This is a genomic window from Variovorax sp. 10N412, assembly GCF_056394985.1.
Genome location: NZ_JBFTIO010000002.1, coordinates 461,196 through 487,026 on the forward strand (window position 1 = coordinate 461,196; position 25,831 = coordinate 487,026).

The following is a 25,831-nucleotide window of genomic DNA, read 5'->3' on the forward strand; positions in this document are numbered from 1 at the left end:
GGCACGCGCGCCGTGGGCCCGTCAGTCGACCGTTTGCATCGCCTGCCACACGCGCGCAGGGCTCAGCGGCATGTGCAGGCGCGGCGCGCGCGTGGCCAGGCCGTTGCGCGCGAACGCATCGGCCACCGCATTCACGATGGCCGGCGTGGCGCCGATGGTGCCGAGCTCGCCCACGCCCTTCACGCCCAGCGGGTTGTTCTTGCATGGCGTCGACTCGTCCATTTCCATGTGGAACATGGTGTCGACGATGTCGGCGCGCGGGGCGGCGTAGTCCATCAGGCTGCCGGTGACGGGCTGGCCGGTCTCGTGGTCGTACACCACCTGCTCGTAGAGCGCCTGGCCGATGCCCTGGACCGCGCCGCCTTCGAGCTGGCCGCGCACGATCATCGGGTTGATGACGCGGCCCACGTCGTTGACCGAGCTGTAGGCCACCACGCTGATCTCGCCGGTGGGTGGATCGATCTCGATCTCGCAGATGTGGCAGCCGTTGGGCCAGGTCGGCCCGGCCACGGTGCTGGTGGATTCGACGAAGATCTCACGCTCTGCCTGCTTGCCGGCCAGCGTGAACAGGTCGAGTTCGAGGTCGGTGCCGGCCACGGTGAACACGCCGCGGCTGTAGGTGATGTCGTCGATGGCGGCTTCGAACTCCTGCGCGGCGAGTTCGCGTGCCTTGTCGATGGTGCGCTCCGCGCCGATGCGCACCGCCGAGCCGCCCGTGAACAGCGAGCGCGATCCGGCGCTCCCGAAGCCGTCGCCGCGGTCGGTGTCGCCGAGCACCACGCGCACCTTGTCGATGGGCACGCCGAAGGCATCGACCGCCAGCTGGGCGAGCGACGTGGCAATGCCCTGCCCCATGGCGTTGACGGCGGAAAACACCTCGATCACGCCGTCGGCCTGCACGGAAACCGTGACGCGCTCTTCGAACACGTTGCCACCCGTCCACTCGAGGAACGTGGCGATGCCCAGGCCGCGGTGCTTGCCATTGCGCGACGACTCGGCCGCCCGGGCCTCGAAGCCCTGCCAGTCGGCCAGCGTGAGCGCCTGGTCCATCACCGATTCGAAGTTGCCCGTGTCGTAGGTCTGCGCCATCGGGTTCTTGTACGGCATCTGCTCGGGACGGATGAAGTTGCGCCGGCGCAGCACGATGCGGTCGATGCCGGTCTGGCGCGCGGCCTCGTCCATCAGGCGCTCGATGGTGAAGATGGCCTCGGGCCGGCCCGCGCCGCGGTAGGCGCCGGTGGGCGCCGTGTTGGTGAGCACCGCCTTGAAATGGAAATCGATGGTCTGGATGTCGTAGACGCTGGTCTGCACCCAGGGCCCGATGAGCAGCTGGATCGCAACGCCGGTGCCGGTGGCGTAGGCGCCGACGTTGGCGAGCGTCTTGATGCGCAGTGCCAGGATCTTGCCCTGGGCGTCGAGCGCCATCTCGGCCCGCGCCTCGATGTCGCGGCCGTGCGCACTCGAAAGAAACTCTTCGCTGCGGTCGGCCACCCATTTCACGGGTCGCTCGACCTGCAGCGCCGCGAAGGCGACCGCGATGTCCTCGGGGTAAGCGCCAGTCTTCATGCCGAAGCCGCCGCCGACGTCGCCCACCACCACGCGCACCTTTTCCTTGGGCAAGCCGATGGCCGCGCAGACGGAATCGCGAACGCCCGAGGGCATCTGCGTGCTCATGCGGATCGTGAGGCGGCCGGTTTCGCCCTCGCGCCAGGCGAGCACGGAACGCGGCTCGATGGTCAGGGCGACCACGCGCTGGTTGTTCACGTCGAGCGCGACCACGTGGGCGGCCTTGGCAAAGGCGGCTGTGGCGTCCTGGCTGTTGCCGTGGCGCATTTCGGCGGCGATGTTGCCGGCGGCCTCTTCGCACAGCATGGGTGCGCCTTCGGCAGTGGCACTCGCGAGGTCGACCACCATGGGCAGGTCTTCGTAGTCCACCATGATGGCTTCGGCCGCGTCGCGCGCCTGCTGCACCGTGTCTGCCACCACCGCCGCCACCGCCTCGCCGACGAAGCGGGTGCGCTCATGCGCCAAGGCGTAGCGCGGCGGGCTGGCGCTGTCGCCGCCGTCGGCGCGCTTGAAGCCCGCGGCACCCGGCATGGGCTTGACGCCGGCCTGGGCCATGTCCGCGCCGGTGATCACGCGCAGCACGCCGGGCATGGCCGCGGCGCCGCTGGTGTCGACGGAAAGGATGCGTGCGTGCGGGTACGGGGACCGAAGAAATACGAGGTGCGCCTGGTTCGGCAGCGTGACGTCGTCGGTGTAGCGTCCGGCGCCCGACAGCAGGCTTTCGTCTTCGAGGCGGCGTACCGCCTGGCCGCTGCCGAAGCGGGTGGGGTTGGGTTCAGTGGTCAACGTGGTCCTCTTGTGCCGATCCCCACGCAAAGCATCGATGCTTGGCGGATCCGCTGTGGTAGCGCGAATGCAAGCTGAGCACTATATGGTTTTCAACGGTATTTGTGGGTGTGTCATCCCGATGGTTGCATCGCTCCTGCTCTGCGTCTGTCGGACAGACCCGGTGCCTACGCAATTTTCCCGACATCGGATTCGGTTTTCCGGAAGCCGTGTATACCTCCACCCATGCGACAACTTCCCTGGCTCGAACCCGGCGATGCGCTCCCCGACCCCGCATCGGCCTGGGGCGTGGCCGACCCCGTGCCTGGACTTCTGGCGGCAGGCGGCTCGCTCGACGTCGATACTTTGATGCAGGCCTACAGCCACTGCGTGTTTCCGTGGTTCAGCGAGGACCAGCCCATCCTGTGGTGGAGCCCCGACCCGCGCATGGTGCTGCGGGTGGACGACTTCAAGCTGCACCGCTCGCTTCGAAAGACGCTGCTGCGCTTTGCGCAGGCGCCGGGCTGCGAAGTGCGGATCGACCATGACTTCGGCGCCATCATCCAGGCCTGTTCGCGCTCGCCGCGGGTCGGCCAGTCGGGCACTTGGATCGTGCCGGACATGGTGCAGGCCTATACGAATTTGCACCTCGCAGGCCACGCCCACAGCGTCGAGACGTGGATCGACGGCGAATTGGCCGGCGGGCTCTACTGCGTGGCGCTGGGCCGCGCGGTGTTCGGCGAGTCCATGTTCACGCGCCGGCCCGACGCTTCGAAGATCGCGCTGGCCGCGCTGGTCGCCCTGTGCCGCCGCGCGGGCGTGCAGATGATCGACTGCCAGCAGAACACGGCGCACCTCGCGAGCCTCGGCGCCCTTGAGGTGGCGCGCAAAAACTTCGTCGCGCACGTGGCTCTGGCGCGACAACAGGAGGGGCCGCGGTGGCAATTCGACCCCGTATACTGGCTCGACCTCCTTTCCGCGCGACCTCCTTCCTCTCCCGATGTGACGACGTGACGCACCTCAAGGACCTTCCGCTTCACACCCTGCAGTTCTACGCCACGGCGCCGTATCCCTGCAGCTACCTGCCGGATCGCCAGGCCCGGTCGCAGGTGGCCACGCCCAGCCACCTGATCCACAACGACGCCTACTCCGACCTGGTGCTCAGCGGCTTCCGGCGCAGCGGCATGTTCACCTACCGGCCCTATTGCGACGGTTGCCGTGCATGCATCCCGCTGAGGGTGCTGGCCAACAGCTTCCACCCCACGCGCAGCCAGCGGCGGGCGCTGAAGCAGCATGCAGACCTGCAGGCGCGCGTGCTCAAGCTGTGCTTCATGCCAGAGCACTACCAGCTCTACCTGCGCTACCAGAACGGTCGGCATTCGGGCGGCGGCATGGACCACGACAGCATCGACCAGTACACCCAGTTCCTGCTGCAGAGCCGGGTCAACTCCCGTCTGGTCGAGTTTCGCGAAACGCTGCCGGACGGCAGCGCGGGTGCACTGAAGATGGTGTCGATCCTTGACGTGCTGAACGACGGCATCTCGGCGGTCTACACGTTCTACGAACCCGACACGAGTGCAGGCTACGGTACGTACAGCGTGCTCTGGCAGATCGAGCAGGCGCGCAAGCTCGGGCTGCCGCACGTGTACCTCGGCTACTGGATCGAACACAGCCCGAAGATGAACTACAAGGCGCGCTTCTCCCCGCACGAAGTGCTGGTTGACGGACATTGGCAGGCGCCCGCTGATTTCACAAGGTAAAATGGCGACCGGTCTTCACCGCAAAGCGCCATGAGAAAAAACCAATCAGACATTCCCGCCGTTCCAGTGATCCAGGTGATCGAGCGCATGTTCTCGCTGATCGATGTCCTGGCGTCCCGCGAAGAGGCGATGTCGCTGAAGGAGATCAGCGAAAAGACCGGGCTTCATCCTTCGACCACGCACCGCATCCTCAATGACCTCGCGGTCGGGCGTTTCGTAGACCGGCCAGAGGCCGGCAGCTACCGGCTGGGCATGCGCCTGCTGGAACTGGGCAACCTGGTGAAGGGCCGGCTCAACGTGCGCGACGCCGCGCTGGGCCCTATGCGCGAGCTGCACAAGCTCACGCAGCAACCCGTCAACCTGAGCATGCGCCAAGGCGACGAGATCGTGTACATCGAGCGTTCCTACAGCGAGCGCTCGGGCATGCAGGTGGTGCGCGCCATCGGTGGACGCGCCGCCCTGCACCTGACCTCGACCGGCAAACTCTTTTTGGCGGCCGACGACCCGCAACGCGTGCGCAGCTACGCGACACGCACGGGCCTGGCCGGCCATACCCGCAACAGCATCACCCAACTGCCGGCGCTCGAGCGCGAGCTGTCGAAGGCGCGCCAGTACGGCATTGCCCGCGACAACGAAGAGCTGGAACTGGGCGTGCGCTGCATGGCCGCCGGCATCTACGACGACCAGGGCAAGCTGGTGGCAGGCCTGTCCATTTCCGCCCCGGCCGACCGGCTGGACGAAGGCTGGCTGCCGAAGCTGCAAGCGACGGCCAACGAGATATCGGGCGCGCTGGGGTTCAAGGACGGGATGGCCGCAACGCCAGCGGCTTCGACGACCAGCACGCCGGCGACCGGCACCTGACCCGCTTCGCGGAAGCATCTGCCCAAAAACAGACAGGCCCTGAGAAGGGCCTGTTTGCGTTGGGGGTCTATCGACTGCGTATCAGCCGGCCACCTGGTAGGCAGAGACGGCGCGCGAAGCGGCCGGCGAGCCGGCGGCATGCGTGGCCTCTACCCAGCGGCGAACCCGCTCCGCGTCCGCAATGCGGCTGTACTTGCCGGCCGAATCCAGGAACACCATGATCAGCTTGCGGCCGGCCACGCGGGCCTGCATCACGAGGCACTGGCCGGCTTCGGAGATATAGCCGGTCTTCTGCACACCGATTTCCCAGTCCGGGCTTTTCACCAGGCGATTGGTGGTGTTGAACTGCAGCACGCGGTTGCCGACTTCGACCTGGTATTCAGGCGAGGTGGACAGCGAACGCACCGTGGCGTCTGAATAGGCCGCATTGACCAGCAGGGCCAGGTCTTGCGCGCTCGACTGGTTGCGGCTGGACAGGCCGGTAGGCTCCGCGTAGCGCGTGTCCTTCATGCCGAGCATCTTGGCCTTGGCATTCATGATGCTCACGAAGGTCGAAAGGCCACCCGGGTAGGTGCGGCCCAGCGCGTGCGCGGCGCGGTTTTCGCTCGACATCAGCGCCAGGTGCAGCAGTTCGCCGCGCGACAGCGTGGTGCCGACCGTCAGGCGCGAGCTGCTGCGCTTTTCGGTGTCGACGTCGTCCTGCGTGATGGTGATCAGCTCTTCGTTGGGCAGATGGGCCTCGCTGATGAGCAAACCGGTCATGAGCTTGGTGAGCGACGCGATCGGCAGCACGGCGTGGTCGTTCTTGCTGAACAGCACTTCATGCGTGTCCTGGTCGATGACCAGGGCGACGCTCGACTTCAGGTCGAGCACGTCTTCGGTGCCGTGCAGGCCGGCCATCTGTCCGAAGGACTGGCGCGGTGGCGCTTCGACGCGCACCACCGAGCGGCGCTGCACGGCGACCACGGTCTTGCCGTTCTTTCGCTGCAGCGTGGCCACCACGTTGCGGCCGCCACGAACGACCTTGTCGGCCTTTTCGGCCCGACCGCGCTGTGCGACGACGGGCGCTGCGCCACGTGCCGTCTTGGACGATGCGTTGCGCTTGACTTCGACCGGCACCGGCCCCTTCGCCTTCTTGGCGACGGTGGTCTTGGCGGCGGCGGGCTTTTCTTTCTTCGCGGCCTGGGCGCCGGGCAGCAAAAACGCCGTGGCGCACAGCGCGACGGCGAGGAATCGGAAGGCGGGTAGAAACCGCTGGCTGGAAACTCGGCGGAGGCGGGCTTCAGGCATTAATAAATCTCCAGCGGCGACAAACAAGGACCGCAGTGTATCGAAATCAAAAAAGGCACGCAATATCAGTTACTTGCATCCTCTTCTTCAATCGAATAGCAAGGATCGCCTGAAAACCTAACCTTGTGCCGCAACTCTCTCAGCTTGGCTCTGTAACTTATTGAGGGCACTCAAATAAGCCTTTGCCGACGCCACCACGATGTCGGGGTCTGCGCCCACACCGTTCACCACCCGCCCTGCATTTTGTAACCGGACTGTAACTTCTCCTTGGCTTTCCGTCGAGCCGCTGATGGCGTTTACAGAGTAAAGAACCATCTCGGCGCCGCTCTTGACGAGCGACTCGATCGCCTTCAGGGAAGCATCGACCGGGCCATTCCCGTCGGATTCGCCGGTGACTTCCTTGCCCTGGACGGTGAACACTACCTTCGCCTGGGGGCGCTCGCCGGTTTCGCTGTGCTGGGAGAGAGAGACGAAAGCAAACTGCTCACCAACGTTCGACACCTCTTCCGCGCTGACGAGCGCGAGGATGTCTTCGTCGAAAATTTCCGACTTGCGGTCGGCCAGTTCCTTGAACCGCAGGAAGGCGGCGTTGATGTCGCCCTCGCTCGACATGGAAACGCCCAGTTCCAGCAAGCGCTGCTTGAAGGCATTGCGGCCGCTGAGCTTGCCCAGCACGATCTTGTTGGCGGCCCAACCCACGTCTTCGGCGCGCATGATCTCGTAGGTGTCGCGGGCCTTGAGCACGCCGTCCTGGTGAATGCCGGAGGCGTGCGCAAAGGCATTGGCGCCCACCACGGCCTTGTTGGGCTGCACCACGAAGCCGGTGGTCTGGCTCACCATGCGGCTCGCGGCCACGATGTGCTGGGTGTCGATGTTGAGGTCGAGCCCGAAGTAGTCCCTGCGGGTCTTGACCGCCATGACCACTTCCTCGAGCGAGCAATTGCCCGCGCGCTCTCCCAGGCCGTTGATGGTGCATTCCACCTGTCGCGCGCCGCCGATCTTCACGCCAGCCAGCGAGTTGGCCACGGCCATGCCGAGGTCGTTGTGGCAGTGCACCGACCAGATCGCCTTGTCGCTGTTGGGAATGCGCTCGCGCAGCATCTTGATGAAGTTGCCGTAGAGCTCTGGAACGGCGTAGCCCACGGTATCGGGCACGTTGATGGTGGTGGCGCCTTCGTTGATGACGGTTTCCAGCACGCGGCACAGGAAGTCCGGGTCGCTGCGGTAGCCATCTTCGGGGCTGAACTCCACGTCACCCATCTGGTTGCGCGCAAAGCGCACGGCCAGCCTGGCCTGCTCGTGCACCTCGTCGGGCGTCATGCGCAGCTTCTTTTCCATGTGAAGCGCGGAGGTCGCAATGAAGGTGTGAATGCGTCCGCGGGCCGCACCCTTCAGGGCTTCAGCGGCGCGTGCAATGTCGCGGTCGTTGGCGCGCGAGAGGCCGCACACCGTCGAGTCCTTGATGAGGTTCGCAATGGCCTTCACAGCCTCGAAGTCGCCGTTCGAACTGGCGGGAAAGCCGGCTTCGATGACGTCGACCTTCAGCCGCTCCAGCAACTTTGCAATGCGCATCTTCTCGTCGCGCGTCATCGAGGCGCCTGGCGATTGCTCGCCGTCGCGCAAGGTGGTGTCGAAAATAATGAGTTGGTCGGTCATCGTGGATCTCCTTTGTTCGTTCCCACCTCGCGCTCCCGGCTCAAGTCGCAGCGGGAGCGTCAGGCGACTTCAACCGTCGATTGTGCGCTGTGGGTGCCCCGGCCTCGCGCACGCTGCACGCCCGAGACAATCGCCTTCAGCGACGCCGAGATGACGTTGGCGTCGATGCCCACGCCGAACAGCGTCTGGCTTTCATCCACCCGCAGCTCCAGGTAGGCCACGGACTTCGCATCAGCGCCAGCGCCGATGGCGTGCTGGTGGTAATCCATCACGCGCACCGTGTGGCCGGTGGCCTTGCTCAGCGCCTGCGTGAAGGCATCGATGGGGCCGTTGCCGCGGCCTTCGATGGCGCGCACTTCACCGTCCCATGGCAGGTCGCCGCGCAGCACCACGGCGGCGTTGGCGCCCTCGCCTTCTTCCTCGATCACGCGATGTTGCAGCGACTGCGCGGTCTCGAAGCCGTATTCGCGCACGAACAGCTGCCACAGGTCGGCGGCGGTGAGTTCCTTGCCGGCGACGTCCATCACGCCTTGCACGGTCTGCATGAACTCCATCTGCAGACGGCGCGGCATCTCGATGCCGTATTCGCTTTCGAGCAGATAGGCCATGCCGCCCTTGCCCGATTGACTGTTCACGCGGATCACGGCTTCATAGCTGCGGCCCACGTCCTTGGGGTCGATGGGGAGGTAGGGCATGTCCCAGATGTCGCCTTCCTTGCGTGCCGCGAAGGCCTTCTTGATCGCGTCCTGGTGCGAACCCGAGAACGAGGTGTAGACAAGGTCGCCGACGTACGGGTGGCGAGGATGAACGGGAATCTGGTTGCAATGCTCCACCGTGGCGCGGATCTCGTCGATGTTCGAGAAGTCGAGCTCGGGCGAAACGCCCTGGGTGTACAGGTTCAGCGCCACGTTCACGAGGTCGAGGTTGCCGGTTCGCTCACCGTTGCCGAACAGGCAGCCTTCAATGCGCTCTGCGCCGGCCATCAGGGCCAGTTCGCCGGCTGCGGTGCCGGTGCCGCGGTCGTTGTGCGGATGCACGCACAACACGATGGAATCGCGGCGCGCAAGGTTGCGGTGCATCCACTCGATCATGTCCGCGAAGATGTTCGGCGTGGAATGCTCCACCGTGGTGGGCAGGTTCACGATGCACTTGCGCTCGGGTGTCGGCGCCCAGACGTCGGTGACCGCATCGACCACGCGCTTGGAGAACACGACGTCGGTGCCCGAGAACATCTCGGGCGAGTACTGGAAGGTCCAGTGCGTGTTCGGCTGCTTCGCCGCGAAGTCGTTGAACATGCGCGCATGGCTGCTGGCGAGCTCGACGATCTGGTCTTCGTCCATGCCGAGCACCACGCGCCGCATCACCGGCGCCACCGCGTTGTAGAGGTGCACGATGGCGCGCGGGGCGCCTTGCAGCGATTCGAAGGTGCGTGCAATGAGGTGGTCGCGCGCCTGCGTCAGCACCTGGATCGTCACGTCGTCGGGAATCCGGTCTTCTTCGATGAGCTTGCGCACGAAGTCGAATTCGACCTGCGAGGCCGAGGGGAAGCCCACTTCGATTTCCTTGAAGCCGATGGCCACGAGGGTTTCGAACATGCGCATCTTGCGCGCGATGTCCATGGGCTCGACCAGCGCCTGGTTGCCGTCACGCAGGTCCGTCGACAGCCAGATGGGCGCCTTGGTCAGCACGGCATCGGGCCAGGTGCGGTCCTTGAGGCCGATCGGGGCGAATGCGCGGTATTTGCTTTGAGGTTGCTTGAGCATGTCGATTCTCTGAGTGGTTGGAATTCAACCAGCAACCCCAAATACAAACGGCCCGTTGCTGGTGCGAACGGGCCGTGGTGATGGGATTAGCGCGTGCGCTACCGTCTCCGCCCGTGAGGGAGGGCTAGTAGGGCCAGCAGCGAAATCTTGGTCATGAGGGTTGCGAATGTAGCACAGCCGGCGCGAGCCTGGGAAGGCCCGGCGTCTCAGTTGTGCAGTCCCCGCTCGTCAGGCTCTTCGGTGGAAGTGCTGATCACGCTCGCCGGTTGGCCCTTGGCCTTGCGCCAGCCATAGACCACGTAGCCGCTGAGGCCGTAGATGACGAACAGGCCGAACAGCACGGTAGGCGGATGGATGTTGATGACGGCAATGCCCAGCGCGATCAGCACGATCGCGGCAAAGGGCACGCTCTTCTTCATCTGGATGTCCTTGAAACTGTAGAAGGGCGCGTTCGTGACCATCGTGAGGCCCGCGTACAGCGTGAATGCAAAGGTGACCCATGTGATCTGCGTCCACGAGAGATACAGCACTTCGCCGCCGCGCTTGCCCCATTCGTCCACAAGCCAGATGAATCCGGCCACCAACGCCGCGGCAGCGGGCGACGGCAGGCCCTGGAACCAGCGCTTGTCGACCACGCCGGTGTTCACGTTGAAGCGCGCCAGCCGCAATGCGGCGCACGCGCAATACACGAACGCGGCGATCCAGCCCCAGCGCCCCAGTCCCTTGAGCGACCACTCGTAAGCAATGAGCGCCGGCGCGGCACCGAAGGACACCATGTCGGACAGCGAATCCATCTGCTCGCCGAACGCGCTTTGCGTGTTGGTCATGCGCGCGACGCGCCCGTCGAGGCTGTCGAGAATCATCGCGGCGAACACGCCGAGTGCGGCGAGGTCGAAGCGCGCATTCATGGCCATCACGACCGAATAAAAACCGCCGAACAACGCGGCGAGCGTGAACAGGTTCGGCAGGATGTAGATGCCCTTGCGCCGTTTGCGCGGCTGCACCACGTCGGGAACGGTATCGTCATGCATTGAAATTGCCTCCGTCCCTCGTGGGCACTGAGCGGTCAGCTATCCAATCGATAGCATCTTGGTCTGTGAGTCGCATGGCTTGCAGTGTAGTTCAGGCGACCTCTTGGACCCCTTCAAACAAAAGGGCCACCGCGACGGGTGGCCCTTGGGGAAAGCGCCCCGGGGAGCGCGTTTCGACGTGAAGATCAGTTGCGGGTCTGGTCGACCAGCTTGTTCTTCTTGATCCAAGGCATCATTGCGCGCAGCTTCTCGCCGACGACTTCGATCTGATGCTCCGAATTCAGGCGACGGCGGCTGATGAGCGCCGGCTGGCCGGCAGCCGCTTCGAGCACGAAGCTCTTGGCATATTCGCCGGTCTGGATGTCCTTGAGCACTTGCTTCATGACCTTCTTGGTCTCGTCGGTCACGATGCGCGGGCCCGTGACGTACTCGCCGTACTCGGCGTTGTTCGAGATCGAGTAGTTCATGTTGGCGATGCCGCCTTCATAGATCAGGTCGACGATCAGCTTGAGCTCGTGCAGGCATTCGAAGTACGCCATTTCGGGCGCGTAGCCGGCTTCCACCAGCGTTTCGAAACCAGCCTTGATCAGTTCGACCGTGCCACCGCACAGAACCGCTTGTTCGCCGAACAGGTCGGTCTCGGTTTCTTCACGGAAGTTGGTCTCGATGATGCCGGCCTTGCCGCCGCCGTTGGCCGTGGCGTAGCTCAGCGCGAGGTCACGCGCCTTGCCGGTCTTGTCCTGGTGCACGGCCACGAGGTGGGGCACGCCGCCGCCTTGGGTGTACGTGCTGCGCACGGTGTGGCCCGGGGCCTTGGGAGCGACCATCCACACGTCGAGGTCGGCGCGCGGCTGCACGAAACCGTAGTGCACGTTGAAGCCGTGCGCGAAGACGAGCGAAGCGCCTTCCTTGATGTGCGGGGCCACGTCGTTCTTGTAGACGTTGGCGATCTGCTCGTCGGGCAGCAGGATCATGACCACGTCGGCCGCCTTCACGGCGTCGGCGACTTCGGCGACCTGCAGGCCGGCCTTGCCGACCTTGTCCCACGAAGCTCCGCCCTTGCGCAGGCCGACCACGACCTTGACGCCGCTGTCGTTCAGGTTCTGCGCATGCGCGTGACCTTGCGACCCATAACCGATGATTGCGACCGTCTTGCCCTTGATGAGGCTGAGGTCGGCGTCCTTGTCGTAGTAAACCTTCATGATGCGTCTTTCCTATTTAGTCTCGATGCACCCCCTGTACGGGGGTGCGTTCACTCACAGTTGACCGGAAGAATTCCGGTCCTTCATTTGCTGGTTGATGGACACGAGGTTGTCGTGAATGCGGAACAGCAGGATCAGCAATTCGCTATAGACGCGAACCATGATCGCGCCGAACACAAGAACGCCGATGGCCATCAGGATGCGCCCCTGGAACAATGACACGACGGTCATCACGAGCACACCCAGCAGTCCGAGGAAATACAGTATCCGGATGATGATGGGCGTCACCATCTTGTCGAATCCCAGCAAGTCTTGCATTCACCTTCTCCTCATGTATTGATAAACGATGGAACTGAGGGATTTGCACCCCCCTTTACACGCGCAGAATGCGCTCGCCGCGCCCGATGCCGCTGGCACCGGTGCGGACAGTCTCGAGGATAGCGCTACGCTCGATCGCTTCCAGAAAAGCGTCGTTCTTGCCGTGGTCGCCGGTGAGTTCGATGGTGTAGCTCTTGTCGGTCACGTCGATGATGCGGCCACGGAAGATTTCCGCCATGCGCATCATTTCCTCGCGCTCCTTGCCGACGGCGCGTACCTTCACCATCATGAGCTCGCGCTCGGTGTAGGCACCTTCGGTCAGGTCGACGACCTTCACCACTTCGATGAGGCGGTTCAGGTGCTTGGTGATCTGCTCGATCACTTCGTCGGAACCGTTCGTGACGATGGTCATGCGCGAGAGGCTCGGATCCTCCGTGGGCGCCACCGTCAGCGATTCGATGTTGTAGCCGCGGGCCGAAAAAAGGCCCACCACGCGGGAAAGAGCACCGGGCTCGTTTTCCAGCAGCACTGCAATGATGTGTTTCATGTTTGCGTGACTCCTCTTTTCGCCGCCCTCCCCCACGCACGGTAATGCGCAGGCTCGGCGGGCAATAGATTCGTCAGTGAATAGTTAAGCGAATGCGCCGCTGATCAGAGATCTTCGGAGCCCAACAGCATTTCGGTGATGCCCATGCCGGCCTTCACCATCGGGAACACGTTCTCGGTCGGGTCGGTACGGAAGTCCATGAACACCGTGCGGTCCTTGAGCTTGCGTGCTTCGCGCAGCGCGGGCTCCACGTCTTGTGGACGCTCGATCAGCATGCCGACGTGACCATAGGCCTCGGCAAGCTTCACGAAGTTGGGTAGCGCGTCCATGTAGCTGTGGCTGTAGCGGCCGGAGTATTCGATCTCCTGCCACTGGCGCACCATGCCGAGGTAGCGGTTGTTGAGCGAGCAGATCTTGATCGGCGTGTTGTATTGCAGGCAGGTGGAGAGTTCCTGGATGCACATCTGCACCGAGCCTTCGCCGGTGATGGTGAACACTTCCGAGTCGGGCTTGGCGAGCTTGATGCCCATGGCGTAGGGAATGCCCACGCCCATGGTGCCCAGGCCACCGGAATTGATCCAGCGGCGCGGCTCGTCGAAACGGTAGTACTGGGCCGCCCACATCTGGTGCTGACCCACGTCCGACGTGATGTACGCGTCGGCGTCCTTGGTCATGTTCCAGAGCGTTTCGACCACGTACTGCGGCTTGATGACGTCCTTGTTGTCGCGGTCGTACTTGAGGCAGTCGCGAGAGCGCCAAGCCTCGATGGTCTTCCACCACTCTGCCAATGCACCGGCGTCGGGCTTGGTGGTGCTCTCGCGGATCATCGAGATGAGCTCTGTGAGCACGTCCTTCACGTCGCCGACGATCGGGATGTCGACCTTCACGCGCTTGGAGATGCTCGACGGGTCGATGTCGACGTGGATGATCTTGCGTTCGTTCTGCGCGAAGTGCTTGGGGTTACCGATGACGCGGTCGTCGAAGCGCGCGCCCACGGCCAGCAGCACGTCGCAGTTCTGCATTGCGTTGTTGGCCTCGATGGTGCCGTGCATGCCCAGCATGCCCAGGAACTTGCGGTCGCTCGCCGGGTAGGCGCCCAGGCCCATCAGCGTGTTGGTGACCGGGTAGCCGAGCATGTCGACCAGCGTGCGCAGTTCGTTGCACGCATTGCCCAGGAGCACGCCGCCGCCGGTGTAGATGTAGGGGCGCTTGGCCGCCAGCAGCAGTTGCAGCGCCTTGCGGATCTGCCCGCCATGACCCTTGCGCACGGGGTTGTACGAGCGCATCTCGACCTTGTCGGGATAGCCGGCGTAAGGCGTCTTCTTGAAGGAAACGTCCTTGGGGACGTCGACCACCACTGGGCCCGGACGGCCGCTGCGTGCGATGTGGAAGGCCTTCTTCATCGTCATGGCCAGATCCTTCGGATCCTTGACGAGGAAGTTGTGCTTGACGATGGGGCGCGTAATGCCGACCGTGTCGCATTCCTGGAAGGCGTCGAGGCCGATGGCTGCCGTGGGCACCTGTCCCGAGATGATCACCATCGGGATCGAATCCATGTACGCCGTGGCAATGCCGGTGACCGCGTTGGTCAGGCCGGGACCCGACGTGACCAGCGCCACGCCGACTTCACCGGTAGCGCGCGCATAACCGTCCGCCGCATGCACTGCGGCCTGCTCGTGGCGCACCAGCACATGCTGGATGGTGTCTTGCTTGTAGAACGCGTCGTAGATGTACAGAACCGCGCCGCCGGGATAGCCCCAGATGTACTTGACGCCTTCGGCCTGCAGTGCCTTGACCAGCACTTCAGCGCCCATGAGTTCTTGCGTGATGTTGCCGGCGCCTGAGGACGCAGCGGCTGCGGAAGCGATTTCCGCCTTGGACATTTCCATGATCAACCTTTGTTTATTTCGGGAACGAAATACCTTGGGTGCCCCTTGCCAACCCTTGTGAGGTCGCGCCAGGACTTGAGGCCAAAGCCATGGGCGGACTGATGTTCCGCCGGACCGTGACCCGTTTGCCTTTTGACTTGCAGCGCGGATTATGGCATTTCCGGCCGTTCAGATTCGCTTCAGCTGGCTTGTAAAGCGACAAAGGCATAATTCGCGGCGACAAACACCCGCGATCGCCAGACCTTCCTCCTATGCGGCGCGCTCTGCGCCCCACTCTCGCTTGGCCACTGAACAAGAACTCTCCGACTTCCTGAAAAGCGTCGAACGACGCGCTTTCAAGCGCTCGGTCTATCACGTGCGGGACGAAGAAGCGGCGCTCGATATCGTGCAGGACAGCATGATGAAGCTGGCGCTGCACTACGGCGACAAGCCGCCGGAGGAGCTGCCAATGCTGTTCCAGCGCATCCTGTCGAACTGCACGCTCGACTGGTTCCGCCGCCAGAAAACCCGTCGCGCCCTGTTCTCCAACCTCAGCGACTTCGATTCGGTCGACGACGACGGAGATTTCGACCTGCTGGAGAACTTCGTCTCGCCGACCGACTCTAGGGAAACGGAGAGCGCCGAAGACACCACGCGCCGCGCCCAGGTCTTCCACGAGATCGAAGAACAGATCGCGGCTTTGCCGGGCCGTCAACGCGAGGCTTTCCTGATGCGTTACTGGGAGGAAATGGACGTCGCAGAGACGGCCGCCGCGATGGGCTGCTCCGAAGGCAGCGTCAAAACCCATTGCTCGCGAGCCGTTCACGCTCTGAGCAAGGCGCTCAAAGCCAAGGGAATATCGCTATGAATACGAAGGTATCAACCACATCATCCGCTGCTTCCGAGGACCGGTTCGGCGAGCGCTTGACGGCTCGTTTGTCTGTCGGCAACCGTGAGCTGCCGCACGACATCGGCGAGCGGCTGCGCGTGGCGCGCGCACAGGCCGTGGCTGCGCGCAAGCTCCCCCCGCAACTGCGAACCGCCCCGGTGGCGGTGCAGTCGGGCCACACGGTCACGCTGGGTGGCAGCTGGTGGACCCGCATCGCTTCGGCGGTGCCTCTGATCGCGCTCGTGGCCGGCCTCATCACCATCAGCGTGATGCAGGACGACGACCGTGCCAGCGAGCTGGCCGAAGTGGATTCCGCGCTACTCACCGGCGACCTCCCACCTGCCGCCTATACCGACCCCGGTTTCGCCCAATTCCTTAAGGCCGACAGCGCCTCCGACTGAAATCTTTCACCGACCGAATGCGACGCCGTTCCTCCCCCAGCGCGAACCCGCCACGCCTGACGCGCCCGCTTCCGGCGGGCGCGGTCGTTTGGGCTGGTGCGCTTGCAGTCGCAGCCTTCGGCCTGACGCTTGCCCACGCCCAGCCTCGCACCGAGGCGGCCGCCAAATCTGCGAACGGCCCGGCAGCGGCAGCCTCCAGCCCGAAGGCTGTCTCCACGACCAAGCCCCTCTGGAGCGAACTCACCGCCGAGCAGCAACAGGCACTGAAGCCTTTAAGCGCGCACTGGAACACGCTGAACGCCGGGCAAAAGAAAAAGTGGCTGGCGCTGTCGCGCAATTTTTCCAGCATGTCGGCGGACGACCAGACCACCCTGCACAGCCGCATGATCGAATGGGCCGCGCTGAGCAACCAGCAGCGCACCCAGGCCCGGCTGAACTTCGCCGAAGTCAAGCGCATTCCGGCTGACGAGCGCAAGGCCAAATGGGAGCAATACCAAGCCTTGAGCCAGGAAGAAAAGCGCAAGCTCGCCGAACTCGCGCCAGCCAAGCCACGCGGTGCGGCCGTTCCGGTGCGACCGGTTTCGGCGCAGAAACTCGTACCAGTGCCTGCCCTCACACCCGGCGGCCAGCACACGCCCCGCATCCTGCTGGCGCCGCCAGCACCTGTTGGCGCGCCTGCCACGATCATGGTGGCATCGCCGCCGGAACGCGCGCCGGTGGCCGCAACACCCGCTGTGTCTGTCGTACCTGTCGCACCCGCAGCGTCCAAGGCGACCCTGCCGCCGGTTCCGGCCGAAGCCCAGGTGCCCGCGCCGGCCGACCCCCCCTCCTCGTCTCCCTGACGCAAGGCTTCGATGGTTTCCAGTTCTCCCGAGGCGTCGCGCCCCGACCCGGTTTCGCCCATCACGCCCGTCACGACTGCAACCGCCGCTCCTGTTTCGATAGTCCCCGGCCTCTGGCGCCGGATGGCTTGCTGGCTCTACGAAGGCATGCTGCTTTTCGCCGTGGTCTTCGTCTCGGGCTGGCTGTTCAGCACGCTCGGCCAGATGCGTGACGCCATGGATTCGCGGCGCCATCTGTTCCAGGCTTTCCTTTTCGTGGTTTTCGGCGTGTACTTCGTCTGGTTCTGGACCAAGGGCCAGACCCTCGCCATGAAAACCTGGAACATCCGCATCGTCGACGTGCACGGCCGTCCTGTCACGCAGCGCCGTGCCCTGGCGCGCTACCTGCTGAGCTGGATCTGGTTCCTGCCGCCGCTGGCCGCCATGGCACCGTTCAAGCTGTCAGGGGGCGAATCGACTGTACTGATCGTCGGCTGGATCGCCGTCTGGGCCCTGCTTGCACGCTTTCACCCCGAACGCCAGTTCTGGCACGACGCCTGGGCCGGTACCCGGCTCGTCACCTCCCCACCGATGAGCCGCCAATGAGTGCCCTGCCCAAACTTCCCGACCCCGCCGTGAATCCGCAGAAGGCGCGCAAGGGCTTCGAGCGCGTCTTTCACGCCACGCTGATCTCGTTGCAGGGCCTGCGCGCCGGCTGGAGCGAGCCGGCTTTCCGCCAGGAAGCGATCCTGTCGATCGTGATGATCCCGGTGTCTTTCTGGCTCGGTCGCAGTTGGGTCGAGGTCGCGCTGCTCGCCGGCAGCGCGGTGCTGGTCATGATCGTCGAGCTGCTCAACACCGCCGTGGAAGCCGCCATCGACCGCATCGGCCCCGAGTGGCACGACCTGTCCAAGCGCGCCAAGGACATGGGCAGCGCGGCCGTGCTGCTGTCGCTCGCGCTGTGCGGGGGCATCTGGGCAACGGCACTGTGGCAACGATTCGTGTCATGAGAAGGCCTGCCGGCTGCGGCATGATGGCGGCATGAATCCTGAATTTTCGATCTGTGTGTATTGCGGCTCGCGCCCCGGCGAGCGCCCCGAGTTTTCCCAGGCCGCGCAAGCGGTCGGCCAGTGGATCGGCCAGCACCGCGGCCAACTGGTCTACGGCGGCGGCCGCACCGGCCTGATGGGCACGGTGGCCGAGGCCACCCGCCTGGCTGGCGGCCGCGTCGTCGGCATCATCCCCAAGGCCTTGGTCGACAAGGAACTGGCCAACCCGCTGTGCGACGAGCTGCATGTGGTCGACACCATGCACGAGCGCAAGGCCATGATGGGCGAGCGCGCCGATGCCTTCGTGGCCCTGGCGGGCGGCATCGGCACCTTCGAGGAGCTGTTCGAGATCTGGACCTGGCGCCAGCTCGGCTACCACGACAAGCCGACCGGCATCCTCAACACCGCCGGCTACTACGACGGCCTGCTGGGCTTCCTGGCGCACAGCGTGCGCGAGGGCTTCATGGGCGATTGGCAGATGCAGCTGATTCGCACCGGCACGGACGCGACCGAACTGCTCACGGCGCTGCGTGCCGAAGTGCCGCTGCATCCGCGCGAAGACAGGTTGTCGGAAAACCTCTGACGCCCCTTTCAAGAAAAAAAGCCCCCGTCCCCGGGGGCTTTTTTCGTTCAGACGGCGTTCTCGTTCTCTTCGCCGGTGCGAATGCGCACGATGCGATCCACGCTGGTGACGAAGATCTTGCCGTCGCCGATCTTGCCGGTGCGCGCGGAACTGACGATGGCCTCGATGCAGCGCTCCACATCGGCCTCGTTCACGACCACCTCGACCTTCATCTTCGGCAGGAAGTCGACCACGTACTCGGCGCCGCGGTAGAGCTCGGTGTGCCCCTTCTGGCGGCCGAAGCCCTTGACCTCGGTCACGGTCAGGCCGGTGACGCCCACTTCGGCCAAGGCCTCGCGCACGTCCTCGAGCTTGAAGGGTTTGACGATGGCGGTGATCTGCTTCATGGTTTTCGTGCTCCGGCGGTTTCGTTGAATTTGCTGGTGATAGGGTAACGCCAATCCTTGCCGAAGCTTCGGTGGGTGACCCGGATGCCTACCGGCGCCTGGCGCCGCTTGTATTCGTTGATCCTGATGAGCCGTGCAACCCGCTCGACCACCGCGCGGTCGTAACCCGCTGCAATGATCTCGTCGATGCCCTCGTCGTCCTGCATGTAGCGTGCCAGGATTCCGTCGAGGATGTCGTAGGGCGGCAGGCTGTCCTGGTCGGTCTGCTCGGGCCGCAACTCGGCGCTGGGGGGCCGGGTGATGATCCGCTCGGGGATCGGCGCCGCGCCGGTGCCATACGGGTCGTGGGCATTGCGCCAGCGGGCCAGGGCGAACACCGTGGTCTTCAGCAGGTCCTTGATGACCGCGAAACCGCCCGCCATGTCGCCGTAGAGCGTGCAATATCCGGTCGCCATTTCGCTCTTGTTGCCGGTGGTGAGCACGATGGCGCCGAACTTGTTCGACAGCCCCATCAGCAAAGTGCCGCGGATGCGGGCCTGGATGTTCTCCTCGGCCGTGTCCTCGGGCCGGCCCTCGAACTCATCGGCCAGCGCGCCCTTGAAGGACTCGAAGGTGTCCTTGATGGAAATCTCGTCGTAGCGCACGCCCAGCCGGGCCGCCATGTCGCGCGCGTCGATCCAGCTGATGTCCGCGGTGTAGGGGGACGGCATCATCACCGCGCGCACCTTGTCCTTGCCCAGTGCATCGACCGCGATGGCAAGCACCAACGCGGAATCGATCCCGCCCGAAAGCCCCAGGATGGCGCCCGGAAAACCGTTCTTGCCGATGTAGTCGCGCACGCCCAGCACCAGCGCGTCCCAAAGCTGTGCCTGCGCGTCGCGCGGGGCCGCCACGGCGCCGGGCTGCGCCACGAACCCGACGCCACCCTGCGCCGTGCGCTCCAGTTGCGCGAAAAGCAGCTTCTCCTGGAAGCTCTCGGCCTGCATGGCCGCGGTGCCATCGGCCTGCAGCGCGAAAGATGCGCCGTCGAACACCACCTCGTCCTGTCCGCCGACCAGGTGCGCATAGACGAGCGGCAACCCCACGGCCCGCGCGCGGTCGGCCATGCGCGCCACGCGCTCGCCTTCCTTGCCCACGTGGTACGGCGAGGCATTGATCACCGCCAGCACCTCGGCCCCGCCCTTGCGGGCGAGTTCGGCCGGCTCGTCGAACCAGGCGTCCTCGCAGATCAGCAGGCCGACCGACACGCCGCCCGCCTCGAACACGCAGGTGCCCTGACCCGGCGTGAAGTAGCGGCGCTCGTCGAACACCTGGTAGTTCGGCAGCTCGCGCTTGGCATAGGTCTCGAGGATGCGGCCTTCCTTGATGACGCTGGCCGCGTTGTGGCGCAGCTGCACGGCCACCGATCGGCTGCGCAGGCTGCCACCGGTCGGATGCCCCACCACCACGACCATGTCTTTGAGGTCGGCCAAAGCGGCAGCAATGCCTTTCACGGCATCATCACAGGCTTCGGTGAAGGCGGGACGGAGGAACAGGTCCTCCGCTGCATAGCCGGCAATCGAGAGTTCGGGCGTCAACAAGAGGCGCGCGCCCTGGGCATGGGCCTGGCGCGCGGCGTCGACGATCTTTTTTGCATTGCCGGCGAGGTCGCCCACCACAAAATTGAGTTGCGCGATGGCGAGCTTGAGCGTCATACAGAAGGAAGAAAAAGGCTTGAACGATTATGTCATTCGGGTTCTGTCGTCGCCGTCGGACGTGAGCCCGCAAGCCTGGAATGCGCTGCTCGCCGCCGAGGCCGAGCCCTCGCCTTTCATGCGCCACGAATACCTTGCGGCGCTGAACGACAGCCGCAGCGCCACGCCCGAGAGCGGGTGGACGCCGCAGTTCGTCACGCTGTGGCACGGCGAAGAACTGCATGCCGCGTGCCCGTTCTACATCAAGGACCATTCCTACGGCGAGTACGTGTTCGACTGGGCCTGGGCCAACGCCTACGAGCAGCACGGCCTGGCCTACTACCCGAAGGCCGTGGTCGCGGTGCCCTTCACGCCCGTGCCCGGCACGCGGCTGCTGGCTCGCGACGCGGCCAGCCGCACGTTGCTGGTGCAAGGCCTGGTGGCACTGTGCAAGCAGGAACAACTGTCGTCGCTGCACCTGCTGTTCGGCGCCCAGGCCGACATCGCCGCCTGCACCGAGGCCGGCCTCATGCTGCGCAACACCGTGCAGTTTCACTGGACCAACGCGCAGTACGCCGATTTCGACGCCTTCCTGGCCAGCCTCTCGCACGACAAGCGCAAGAAGATTCGCCAGGAGCGCCGCAAGGTGGCCGACGCCGGCGTGAGCTTTCGCTGGTCGCGCGGGGCCGACATCGCCAAGGCTGACTGGGACTTCTTCTACCGCTGCTACGAGCGCACCTACCGCGAGCACGGCAACCCGCCCTACCTCACGCGCGACTTCTTCCGGCGCATGGCCGACACCCTGCCCGAGGCCTGGCTGCTGTTCGTGGCCGAACGCGACGGCAAGCCCATGGCGGCGAGCCTGATCGCACTGTCGACCCAGCCCGATGCCCCGCTGGTCGCCTACGGCCGCTACTGGGGTGCGCTGGAGCGGGTCGATTGCCTGCACTTCGAGGCCTGCTATTACCAGCCGCTGGCCTGGTGCATCGCGCACGGTGCACAGCGCTTCGAGGGCGGCGCCCAGGGCGAGCACAAGATGGCACGCGCGCTGATGCCGGTGAAGACCACCAGCGCGCACTGGCTGGCGCATCCGTCGTTTGCCGATGCGGTCGAGCGCTTCCTGGAGCGCGAGGGCGCGGGCATCGAGAACTACATGGACCACCTGGGCGAACGCAGCCCGTTCAAGTCCGCCTGATTCCGGCCCTGGCTGTGCCATTCGGGGCTGCTATAAAAGCGCCCGAATCCACAACAACACAGAGGGAAAACGATGCCATTCGTCGGACTGGGCCTGCACGTCATCATTGCGCTGTTCTTTGCCATCCACGCCATGCGGCATGGCAAGCAGCTGTTCTGGCTCATCATTCTTTTCAGTTTTCCGCTGCTGGGCAGCATCGTGTACTTCGTGGTCGAGTACCTGCCCGCCTCGCGCATCCAGAACACCGCCGGCAAGGTGGCCAGCGCAGCGATCGGCTTCATCGACCCCGAGCGCGAGTACCGTGCCGCAGCCGACGCCTACGACCTGGCGCCCACCGCGCAGAACAAGCTGCGCCTCGCCAAGGCCGCGCTCGACCGGGGCCAGGCCGGCGATGCCGTCGGGCACTACCGCGATGCGCTCAAGGGCCCGCTGGCCTCCGACCCCGAGCTGCAGTTCGGCCTTGCCAGCGCCCTGCTCGCCGCGGGCGGCCCGGTTGCGGGACGCGAAGCGCTGCAGGCCCTTGATGCACTGCGTGCCACGCGCGACGACTACCGCCGGGACGAAGTCGCGGTGCTCACCGCACGTGCGCTGGCCGCCGACGGACGGCAGCAGGAGGCACGCGAAGCCTTCGAGAGCGCGCTGAGCCAGTACAACACGGTCGAAACCCGCGCCCGCTACATCGCATGGCTGGCTGAACAAGGGGACAGCACCGGCGCGCAACGCCAGTGGGACGACCTCCAGCAGGCGGCACGCCACTGGAACTCGCACGCGCGATCGGTCAATCGCGAGTGGATGCGGCTGGCCGGGGACGCAGTCCGGGCCTGAAGCCGCCGGTCCAGGGGCATGGCGCCCCGGACGCTGCCTCACGGCAGCAACAACTTACTTCTGGTAGGCCGCGATGCCGTCCAGGATTTCCTTCTTGGCGGACTCGATGCCTTCCCAGCCCAGCACCTTGACCCACTTGCCGGCTTCCAGGTCCTTGTAGTGCTCGAAGAAGTGGCTGATGGCCTTCAGGCGCATCGGGTTCACGTCGTCGACCGACTTCCAGTGGCTGTAGATCGGCAGCACCTTGTCGGTGGGCACGGCCAGCACCTTGCCGTCGACGCCGGCTTCGTCTTCCATCATCAGGATGCCCAGGGGACGGCAAGGCACCACCACGCCCGGCAGCAGCGGGTACGGCGCGATCACCAGCACGTCGACCGGATCGCCGTCGCCCGACAGGGTCTGTGGCACGTAGCCGTAGTTGGCGGGGTAGTACATGGCCGTCGTCATGAAGCGGTCGACGAAGATCGCGCCCGACTCCTTGTCGACTTCGTACTTGATCGGGTCGGCGTTCATCGGGATTTCGATCACGACGTTGAAGGCATCGGGAACGTTCTTGCCGGGGGAAACTTTGTCGAAGGACATGACGTTTTTCGAGTAGTTGAAAAGTATGAGAAGGATGGGGACAAACCCGGAGTTTACTTTCCGTGTCACCGGACGGTCGCACGCGCGCTCGTTTTTGCCTGTAAATTGCAACCGTTGGCCAATCGGCTCCGCACCCTCGGTGCAGCGAGCTTCGAGGAAGCAACGCGGCGGAAAACATGTCCCGTACGCGTTGCACGCAGGGTCCATGGTGTCCGTCTCCACAAGTCTTAAACGAACGAATGGAGAAGCAAAGCATGATCGGCAACACCCCCTTGATACTGGCCATCGTCTGCGGCCTCGTGGCCGTGGCCTATGGGTTCTGGGCCCGAAGTTGGATTCTCGCGAAGGACCCCGGCAACGCCCGCATGCAGGAGATTGCAGCGGCCATCCAGGCCGGCGCCTCGGCCTACCTCGCCAAGCAGTACACGACCATCGCGGTGGTCGGCGTCGTCCTGGCGGTGCTCATCGCACTTTTCCTCGACCTGACCACGGCGGTCGGCTTCGTCGTCGGCGCGGTGCTCTCGGGCGCCTGCGGCTTCATCGGCATGAACGTGTCGGTGCGCGCCAATGTGCGCACGGCGCAGGCGGCAACGCAGGGTATCGGCCCGGCATTGGACGTCGCGTTTCGTGGCGGCGCCATCACCGGCATGCTGGTGGTCGGGCTCGGCCTGCTGGGCGTGACGGGCTTCTACTGGTTCCTGGCCGGTAGCGCGCCCAAGGCCGACCACACCCTGGCAGCCATCCTCAACCCGCTGATCGGCTTTGCCTTCGGCTCCTCGTTGATCTCGATCTTCGCGCGCCTGGGCGGCGGCATCTTCACCAAGGGCGCCGACGTCGGTGCCGACCTGGTGGGCAAGGTGGAGGCCGGCATTCCGGAGGACGACCCGCGCAACCCGGCGGTGATCGCCGACAACGTGGGCGACAACGTCGGCGACTGCGCCGGCATGGCGGCCGACCTGTTCGAGACCTACGCGGTGACGCTGATCGCCACCATGGTGCTGGGCGCGCTGATGGTCACCACCGCGCCGGACCACGCCGTGCTGTACCCGCTGGCGCTGGGCGGCGTGTCGATCATCGCGTCGATCATCGGCTGCTTCTTCGTGAAGGCATCGCCGGGCATGGTGAACGTGATGCCGGCGCTCTACAAGGGGCTGGCGGTGGCGGGCGTGCTGTCGCTGATCGCGTTCTGGTTCGTCACGAGCTGGATCATCCCGGACAACGCCATTGCCCCGAGCGGCAGCCAGCTCAAGCTGTTCGGCGCCTGCTTCGTGGGCCTGGCGCTCACCGCCGCGCTGGTGTGGGTCACCGAGTACTACACCGGCACGCAGTACAAGCCCGTGCAGCACATCGCGCAGGCCTCGACCACCGGCCACGGCACCAACATCATCGCGGGCCTGGGCGTGTCGATGCGCTCCACGGCCTGGCCGGTGATCTTCGTGTGCATCGCGATCCTGGCTTCTTACTCGCTGGCCGGCCTGTTCGGCATCGCGGTGGCCGCCACGTCGATGCTGAGCATGGCGGGCATCGTGGTCGCGCTCGACGCCTACGGCCCCATCACCGACAACGCCGGCGGCATTGCCGAGATGAGCGAGCTGCCCGACAGCGTGCGCGCCGTGACCGATCCGCTGGACGCGGTCGGCAACACCACCAAGGCGGTGACCAAGGGCTACGCCATCGGTTCGGCCGGCCTCGCCTCGCTGGTGCTCTTTGCCGACTACACCCACAAGCTGGAGAGCTTCGGGCTGAACATCAGCTTCAACCTGAGCGACCCGATGGTGATCGTCGGCCTCTTCATCGGCGGGCTGATTCCCTACCTGTTCGGCGCGATGGCGATGGAAGCCGTGGGCCGCGCGGCCGGTGCGGTGGTGGAAGAAGTGCGCAGGCAGTTCCGCGAGATCCCCGGGATCATGGAAGGCACCGGCAAGCCGGAGTACGGCAAGGCCGTGGGCATGCTGACCGGCGCGGCCATCAAGGAAATGATGATCCCGTCGCTGCTGCCAGTGGTGGTGCCGATCGTCGTGGGCCTCGTGCTCGGGCCTAAGGCGCTGGGCGGGCTGCTGATGGGCACCATCGTCACGGGCCTGTTTGTCGCCATCTCGATGTGCACCGGCGGCGGCGCGTGGGACAACGCCAAGAAGTACATCGAGGACGGCCACCACGGCGGCAAGGGCTCCGAGGCGCACAAGGCGGCCGTCACCGGCGACACCGTGGGCGACCCCTACAAGGACACCGCCGGCCCGGCCGTGAACCCGCTGATCAAGATCATCAACATCGTGGCGCTGCTCATCGTGCCGCTGGTGGTGAAATTCCACGCCGGCGATGCGGCGGCGGTGCCGGCCAAGGTGGAAATGCCACCGGCCGTGAGCGCTCCGGCGGCGACCGCGCCGGCCACGCCGGCTGCGGCGGTCGCTTCGGGTGCCGTCGCAGCGGTCGAAGCCGCCGCGGTGAAGGTCGAGAACGGCGTCGTGAAGTTCTACTTCGCAAGCGCCAGCTCGGAGGTGGCGCCTAACGCCAAGGAGGCGCTCGCCGACGTCATCAAGGCGGTGCAGAGCGGCAGCACGGTGCTGGTGAGCGGCTACCACGACGCCAGCGGCGACCCGGCCAAGAACGCCGAGCTGGCCAAGCAGCGCGCCATGGCCGTGAGCGACGCGCTCAAGGCGGCCGGCGCGCCCGAAGACAAGATCGAGCTCGCCAAGCCCGCGCAGTCGCAGGCCGACGGGCCGCCCTCCGAGGCGCGCCGCGTCGAAGTCAAGGTCAAGTCCTGACGTGCGTTCCCGGGCCGATCGCCATGGCGCTGCGT

Annotated in this window: 24 protein-coding genes; 12 read left to right on the plus strand and 12 right to left on the minus strand. The window is 65.1% G+C overall.

The genetic code is table 11. The features are described from left to right. Positions 1–21 precede the first annotated feature (21 nt). Positions 22–2,352 (minus strand): xanthine dehydrogenase family protein molybdopterin-binding subunit, encoded by a 2,331-nt coding sequence (locus AC1DJH_RS07695; RefSeq protein ID WP_478185289.1) that lies wholly within the window; start codon positions 2,350–2,352, stop codon positions 22–24. Positions 2,353–2,577: 225 nt separating this feature from the next. Here AC1DJH_RS07695 and aat point away from each other — a divergent pair, with 225 nt between their 5' ends. The 3 genes from aat to AC1DJH_RS07710 are packed head-to-tail and all read left to right on the plus strand — an operon-like array spanning position 2,578 to position 4,952. Beyond that, positions 2,578–3,345, plus strand: coding sequence for a leucyl/phenylalanyl-tRNA--protein transferase (gene aat / locus AC1DJH_RS07700; RefSeq protein WP_478185290.1), 768 nt, complete (start codon positions 2,578–2,580; stop codon positions 3,343–3,345). Then, the gene (locus AC1DJH_RS07705) at positions 3,342–4,091 is read left to right on the plus strand and encodes an arginyltransferase (protein ID WP_478185291.1); all 750 of its coding nucleotides are present in this window, start codon (positions 3,342–3,344) and stop codon (positions 4,089–4,091) included. Before aat ends, AC1DJH_RS07705 begins: the two co-directional genes overlap by 4 nt. Before the next feature lie 30 nt (positions 4,092–4,121). Then, complete coding sequence (locus AC1DJH_RS07710) at positions 4,122–4,952, plus strand: IclR family transcriptional regulator (RefSeq protein WP_472115058.1); 831 nt, start codon at positions 4,122–4,124, stop codon at positions 4,950–4,952. A gap of 81 nt (positions 4,953–5,033) precedes the next feature. Here the strand turns inward: AC1DJH_RS07710 and AC1DJH_RS07715 are convergent, their stop codons facing one another. From AC1DJH_RS07715 to AC1DJH_RS07750, 8 genes are all read right to left on the minus strand, one after another. Continuing rightward, entirely contained in the window at positions 5,034–6,242 is a 1,209-nt protein-coding gene (locus AC1DJH_RS07715; protein WP_472115055.1) for a serine hydrolase, read from the minus strand. 117 nt (positions 6,243–6,359) lie between these two features. Further along, positions 6,360–7,898 carry a 2-isopropylmalate synthase gene (locus AC1DJH_RS07720; protein WP_478185292.1) on the minus strand — a complete coding sequence of 513 codons (1,539 nt, stop codon included), beginning with the start codon at positions 7,896–7,898 and terminating at the stop codon, positions 6,360–6,362. Positions 7,899–7,957: 59 nt separating this feature from the next. After that, positions 7,958–9,661, minus strand: coding sequence for a 2-isopropylmalate synthase (leuA, locus tag AC1DJH_RS07725; RefSeq protein ID WP_478185293.1), 1,704 nt, complete (start codon positions 9,659–9,661; stop codon positions 7,958–7,960). A gap of 206 nt (positions 9,662–9,867) precedes the next feature. Further along, a complete protein-coding gene (gene pssA / locus AC1DJH_RS07730; protein ID WP_435438147.1) occupies positions 9,868–10,692 on the minus strand; it encodes a CDP-diacylglycerol--serine O-phosphatidyltransferase in 825 nt (274 codons plus the stop codon). A 185-nt stretch (positions 10,693–10,877) separates the two neighbouring features. Next, complete coding sequence (gene ilvC, locus AC1DJH_RS07735) at positions 10,878–11,894, minus strand: ketol-acid reductoisomerase (RefSeq protein ID WP_435438146.1); 1,017 nt, start codon at positions 11,892–11,894, stop codon at positions 10,878–10,880. Positions 11,895–11,948: 54 nt separating this feature from the next. Next, positions 11,949–12,212 carry a DUF4282 domain-containing protein gene (locus AC1DJH_RS07740; RefSeq protein WP_435446297.1) on the minus strand — a complete coding sequence of 88 codons (264 nt, stop codon included), beginning with the start codon at positions 12,210–12,212 and terminating at the stop codon, positions 11,949–11,951. A gap of 55 nt (positions 12,213–12,267) precedes the next feature. Continuing rightward, positions 12,268–12,759 (minus strand): acetolactate synthase small subunit, encoded by a 492-nt coding sequence (gene ilvN / locus AC1DJH_RS07745; RefSeq protein WP_435438144.1) that lies wholly within the window; start codon positions 12,757–12,759, stop codon positions 12,268–12,270. 104 nt (positions 12,760–12,863) lie between these two features. After that, positions 12,864–14,648 (minus strand): acetolactate synthase 3 catalytic subunit, encoded by a 1,785-nt coding sequence (locus tag AC1DJH_RS07750; RefSeq protein ID WP_435438143.1) that lies wholly within the window; start codon positions 14,646–14,648, stop codon positions 12,864–12,866. 280 nt (positions 14,649–14,928) lie between these two features. On the opposite strand from AC1DJH_RS07750, the gene AC1DJH_RS07755 reads away from it, so the two are divergent. Genes AC1DJH_RS07755 through AC1DJH_RS07780 form a run of 6 tightly spaced genes read left to right on the plus strand, consistent with a single transcriptional unit; the run spans position 14,929 to position 18,370 of the window. Next, positions 14,929–15,495, plus strand: coding sequence for an RNA polymerase sigma factor (locus tag AC1DJH_RS07755; RefSeq protein WP_478185294.1), 567 nt, complete (start codon positions 14,929–14,931; stop codon positions 15,493–15,495). After that, entirely contained in the window at positions 15,492–15,917 is a 426-nt protein-coding gene (locus AC1DJH_RS07760) for a DUF3619 family protein (RefSeq protein ID WP_478185295.1), read from the plus strand. The genes AC1DJH_RS07755 and AC1DJH_RS07760 overlap by 4 nt, the downstream gene beginning before the upstream one ends. Positions 15,918–15,934: 17 nt before the next feature. After that, complete coding sequence (locus AC1DJH_RS07765) at positions 15,935–16,759, plus strand: DUF3106 domain-containing protein (RefSeq protein ID WP_478185296.1); 825 nt, start codon at positions 15,935–15,937, stop codon at positions 16,757–16,759. Positions 16,760–16,771: 12 nt separating this feature from the next. Then, on the plus strand, positions 16,772–17,344 hold the full coding sequence (locus AC1DJH_RS07770; RefSeq protein ID WP_478185297.1) for an RDD family protein: 573 nt from the start codon (positions 16,772–16,774) through the stop codon (positions 17,342–17,344). After that, positions 17,341–17,748, plus strand: coding sequence for a diacylglycerol kinase (locus AC1DJH_RS07775; RefSeq protein WP_478185298.1), 408 nt, complete (start codon positions 17,341–17,343; stop codon positions 17,746–17,748). Before AC1DJH_RS07770 ends, AC1DJH_RS07775 begins: the two co-directional genes overlap by 4 nt. Before the next feature lie 31 nt (positions 17,749–17,779). Beyond that, entirely contained in the window at positions 17,780–18,370 is a 591-nt protein-coding gene (locus AC1DJH_RS07780) for an LOG family protein (protein WP_478185299.1), read from the plus strand. Positions 18,371–18,417: 47 nt separating this feature from the next. Here AC1DJH_RS07780 and AC1DJH_RS07785 read toward each other — a convergent pair whose 3' ends face one another. Both AC1DJH_RS07785 and AC1DJH_RS07790 read right to left on the minus strand, forming a co-directional pair. Then, entirely contained in the window at positions 18,418–18,756 is a 339-nt protein-coding gene (locus tag AC1DJH_RS07785) for a P-II family nitrogen regulator (protein ID WP_116907431.1), read from the minus strand. After that, positions 18,753–20,450 carry an NAD+ synthase gene (locus tag AC1DJH_RS07790; protein WP_478185300.1) on the minus strand — a complete coding sequence of 566 codons (1,698 nt, stop codon included), beginning with the start codon at positions 20,448–20,450 and terminating at the stop codon, positions 18,753–18,755. The genes AC1DJH_RS07785 and AC1DJH_RS07790 overlap by 4 nt, the downstream gene beginning before the upstream one ends. 19 nt (positions 20,451–20,469) lie before the next feature. On the opposite strand from AC1DJH_RS07790, the gene AC1DJH_RS07795 reads away from it, so the two are divergent. Next, on the plus strand, positions 20,470–21,624 hold the full coding sequence (locus tag AC1DJH_RS07795) for a GNAT family N-acetyltransferase (protein ID WP_478185301.1): 1,155 nt from the start codon (positions 20,470–20,472) through the stop codon (positions 21,622–21,624). A 72-nt stretch (positions 21,625–21,696) separates the two neighbouring features. Beyond that, a complete protein-coding gene (locus AC1DJH_RS07800; protein ID WP_478185302.1) occupies positions 21,697–22,449 on the plus strand; it encodes a hypothetical protein in 753 nt (250 codons plus the stop codon). A 54-nt stretch (positions 22,450–22,503) separates the two neighbouring features. Here the strand turns inward: AC1DJH_RS07800 and ppa are convergent, their stop codons facing one another. Next, complete coding sequence (gene ppa, locus AC1DJH_RS07805; protein WP_116907427.1) at positions 22,504–23,031, minus strand: inorganic diphosphatase; 528 nt, start codon at positions 23,029–23,031, stop codon at positions 22,504–22,506. A gap of 254 nt (positions 23,032–23,285) precedes the next feature. Here ppa and AC1DJH_RS07810 point away from each other — a divergent pair, with 254 nt between their 5' ends. Further along, positions 23,286–25,796 (plus strand): sodium-translocating pyrophosphatase, encoded by a 2,511-nt coding sequence (locus tag AC1DJH_RS07810; RefSeq protein ID WP_435483902.1) that lies wholly within the window; start codon positions 23,286–23,288, stop codon positions 25,794–25,796. Positions 25,797–25,831: the final 35 nt, after the last annotated feature.

Coding starts and splice junctions, on each gene's coding strand:
- aat (WP_478185290.1), top strand. CDS start 2,578: ATGCGACAACTTCCCTGGCTCGAACCCGGCGATGCGCTCCCCGACCCC.
- AC1DJH_RS07710 (WP_472115058.1), top strand. CDS start 4,122: ATGAGAAAAAACCAATCAGACATTCCCGCCGTTCCAGTGATCCAGGTG.
- AC1DJH_RS07715 (WP_472115055.1), bottom strand. CDS start 6,242: ATGCCTGAAGCCCGCCTCCGCCGAGTTTCCAGCCAGCGGTTTCTACCC.
- AC1DJH_RS07720 (WP_478185292.1), bottom strand. CDS start 7,898: ATGACCGACCAACTCATTATTTTCGACACCACCTTGCGCGACGGCGAG.
- leuA (WP_478185293.1), bottom strand. CDS start 9,661: ATGCTCAAGCAACCTCAAAGCAAATACCGCGCATTCGCCCCGATCGGC.
- pssA (WP_435438147.1), bottom strand. CDS start 10,692: ATGCATGACGATACCGTTCCCGACGTGGTGCAGCCGCGCAAACGGCGC.
- ilvC (WP_435438146.1), bottom strand. CDS start 11,894: ATGAAGGTTTACTACGACAAGGACGCCGACCTCAGCCTCATCAAGGGC.
- AC1DJH_RS07740 (WP_435446297.1), bottom strand. CDS start 12,212: ATGCAAGACTTGCTGGGATTCGACAAGATGGTGACGCCCATCATCATC.
- ilvN (WP_435438144.1), bottom strand. CDS start 12,759: ATGAAACACATCATTGCAGTGCTGCTGGAAAACGAGCCCGGTGCTCTT.
- AC1DJH_RS07750 (WP_435438143.1), bottom strand. CDS start 14,648: ATGGAAATGTCCAAGGCGGAAATCGCTTCCGCAGCCGCTGCGTCCTCA.
- AC1DJH_RS07760 (WP_478185295.1), top strand. CDS start 15,492: ATGAATACGAAGGTATCAACCACATCATCCGCTGCTTCCGAGGACCGG.
- AC1DJH_RS07765 (WP_478185296.1), top strand. CDS start 15,935: ATGCGACGCCGTTCCTCCCCCAGCGCGAACCCGCCACGCCTGACGCGC.
- AC1DJH_RS07770 (WP_478185297.1), top strand. CDS start 16,772: ATGGTTTCCAGTTCTCCCGAGGCGTCGCGCCCCGACCCGGTTTCGCCC.
- AC1DJH_RS07775 (WP_478185298.1), top strand. CDS start 17,341: ATGAGTGCCCTGCCCAAACTTCCCGACCCCGCCGTGAATCCGCAGAAG.
- AC1DJH_RS07780 (WP_478185299.1), top strand. CDS start 17,780: ATGAATCCTGAATTTTCGATCTGTGTGTATTGCGGCTCGCGCCCCGGC.
- AC1DJH_RS07785 (WP_116907431.1), bottom strand. CDS start 18,756: ATGAAGCAGATCACCGCCATCGTCAAACCCTTCAAGCTCGAGGACGTG.
- AC1DJH_RS07790 (WP_478185300.1), bottom strand. CDS start 20,450: ATGACGCTCAAGCTCGCCATCGCGCAACTCAATTTTGTGGTGGGCGAC.
- AC1DJH_RS07800 (WP_478185302.1), top strand. CDS start 21,697: ATGCCATTCGTCGGACTGGGCCTGCACGTCATCATTGCGCTGTTCTTT.
- ppa (WP_116907427.1), bottom strand. CDS start 23,031: ATGTCCTTCGACAAAGTTTCCCCCGGCAAGAACGTTCCCGATGCCTTC.
- AC1DJH_RS07810 (WP_435483902.1), top strand. CDS start 23,286: ATGATCGGCAACACCCCCTTGATACTGGCCATCGTCTGCGGCCTCGTG.